The organism is Nocardia sp. NPDC050630 (assembly GCF_044457245.1).
GTDB lineage: Bacteria > Actinomycetota > Actinomycetes > Mycobacteriales > Mycobacteriaceae > Nocardia.
In genome coordinates this window covers 1-1,712 of sequence record NZ_JBITGN010000067.1, presented here as the reverse complement: position 1 = coordinate 1,712, position 1,712 = coordinate 1, and the positions used below count along the sequence as shown (strand labels likewise).

Annotated in this window: 4 protein-coding genes and 1 pseudogene; all 5 read right to left on the bottom strand. The window is 64.0% G+C overall.

Going from position 1 to position 1,712, the window contains the following annotated elements; translation table 11 throughout:
• Positions 1-485: 485 nt before the first annotated feature.
• On the bottom strand, positions 486-668 hold the full coding sequence (locus ACIBG0_RS42235; protein WP_397041292.1) for a hypothetical protein: 183 nt from the start codon (positions 666-668) through the stop codon (positions 486-488).
• Positions 669-692: 24 nt separating this feature from the next.
• Positions 693-857: a hypothetical protein gene (locus ACIBG0_RS42230; RefSeq protein ID WP_397041290.1), complete on the bottom strand. Its 165-nt coding sequence runs from the start codon at positions 855-857 to the stop codon at positions 693-695.
• 111 nt (positions 858-968) lie between these two features.
• Entirely contained in the window at positions 969-1,094 is a 126-nt protein-coding gene (locus ACIBG0_RS42225; protein ID WP_397041293.1) for a hypothetical protein, read from the bottom strand.
• 142 nt (positions 1,095-1,236) lie between these two features.
• Positions 1,237-1,365, bottom strand: a pseudogene (locus tag ACIBG0_RS42220) (helix-turn-helix domain-containing protein); the annotation flags it as partial.
• Between the two features lie 11 nt (positions 1,366-1,376).
• Positions 1,377-1,550 (bottom strand): hypothetical protein, encoded by a 174-nt coding sequence (locus tag ACIBG0_RS42215; protein ID WP_397041288.1) that lies wholly within the window; start codon positions 1,548-1,550, stop codon positions 1,377-1,379.
• Between the last annotated feature and the right edge of the window lie 162 nt (positions 1,551-1,712).

Genomic DNA, 1,712 nt, shown 5'->3' with positions numbered 1-1,712 from the left:
CCTATGGCAGGGCCAACTTCGACCTTCTCCGCCGCCTCCTGCTCCTCAACGGATGACCCGATCAGCAACGCCACCAACAACTTTGTGCCAGAGCCAGATCCCGATGACCGTTGACATGCTGGTCTGATCGGGTTCGGATTGCGGTTTTCGGGGGTATCCGGGCTGGTGGGTGTGGCTGGCCGCCCCGTGTCAGCGGGTGGCTGGCGGGATCCACGGGTCCGGTGGTGGTCTTTTTCCAGGTTGTAGGGATGGTTTTTGCTGGTCAGGACGCTTCGAGTGGGTCATTGCGGTGAGGAGTAATGGGGTGGTCGGGACTTGGCGGGTAGGTGTCGTCGGGCTCTTCGGACATGGCGAGCGAGGCGGCCGGGTAGTCAGAACAGGGACAGGCGAAGGGTTTTCGATTCCCATCGGTGGGCTTCGTGGCCGGTGAGTGCCAGTGTCTGCATTCAGACGGTCAGGTCGAGCGCGAGCATGACCAGGGTCAGCTAGATCTGGTTGGCGGCAAAGGATTTTAACGGCAGCTGGTTGCGCCAGCGGATGTAGTCGCCGATCGCGGCGTCCTGCTCTTCATGGCTGCGGTGGTCGGTTCCGTTGAGCGCGAAGTAGCGCAACGCGGCGAACTCGCACTCTATGCGGTTCAACCAGGACGAATAGGTCGGCAGGAACACTAGCTCGATGTCGTTGCCGGTACATCATTCCCGGACCTCGCGGCGTTTGTGGACCGAGTAGTTGTCGCAGATCAGATACAGCTTCTGACCTGGCCAGCGCGCCCGCAGAGTCTTGAGGAACGCCAAGAACTCCGACCAGCGTTTGCGGTCACGGATGCGGTAGTACCACTGGCCGGTGCGCAGGTCCAACGCGCCGACCATTTGCCCTGGGCGCGGCGGTAGGTGGTCCGCAACCGTTTCGGCTTGCGGCGGGTGAACCAGCCACGGCCGGTGCGGGGCTGCAGGTTGAGCGGCCCGAACTCATCCACACAGACCCACCCGCCCGTCTGCGGGCGGGTGGTCGTAGAGGTCGAGCACCTGGTTCATCTTCTCGGTGAAGTCGGGGTCGTTGCTGGCCTTCCAGCTCTTGGTGGCCTGCCACGACACCCGCCGGCCTTGAGGATCTGCCGCAGTGTCTCCCGGCTGAGGCCGGCGATCTGGTTGATACGCAACACATCCCGCAGTTCGACAGACTCCACGTCGAAAACGGGCAGCCCAGATCCTGGGGGCAGCACCGAGCGATATGACAGATCCGCTCACGCGTCCTCGGATCGGTCTTGCTCGGCCTGCCCCCTTTCCATTTTGGGTCCAAAGCACCGAACCCATGAGCGTTGAAATCGTGAATCACTTGCCGCACATACGATTCCGACACCTGCATCAACTTCGCGATCAACCCGACCGGCTGCCGCTGCGCGAGGCCATCACCACCACCGCGCGCCTCATCCGCACCGGCTGCTTGCTGCGCCGCGCGATCTGGGCCAGCTCGCGGCCCTCCTCCGGGGTCACCGCTCTGACGAACACATCCGGCTTGCGAGCCACCGGCACCACCTCCACCGGCAGCATCGCCGGTCACCGGCGCGGGTTCAACCCGCCACCCCGGCGATTACCGCATCAACCATATCGGACGAGGCACTAGTGGGTGCGACCGTTAGTTCGTCGGGGGTTGCCAGGCGGTCGGGTCGTTGAGGTAGAGGCCGCAGGCGCAGTCGAGGGCCTCGGCGGGAG

Excerpts from the sequence above, each read along its gene's own strand:
- ACIBG0_RS42215 (WP_397041288.1), bottom strand. The coding sequence starts at position 1,550 with ATGCTGCCGGTGGAGGTGGTGCCGGTGGCTCGCAAGCCGGATGTGTTC.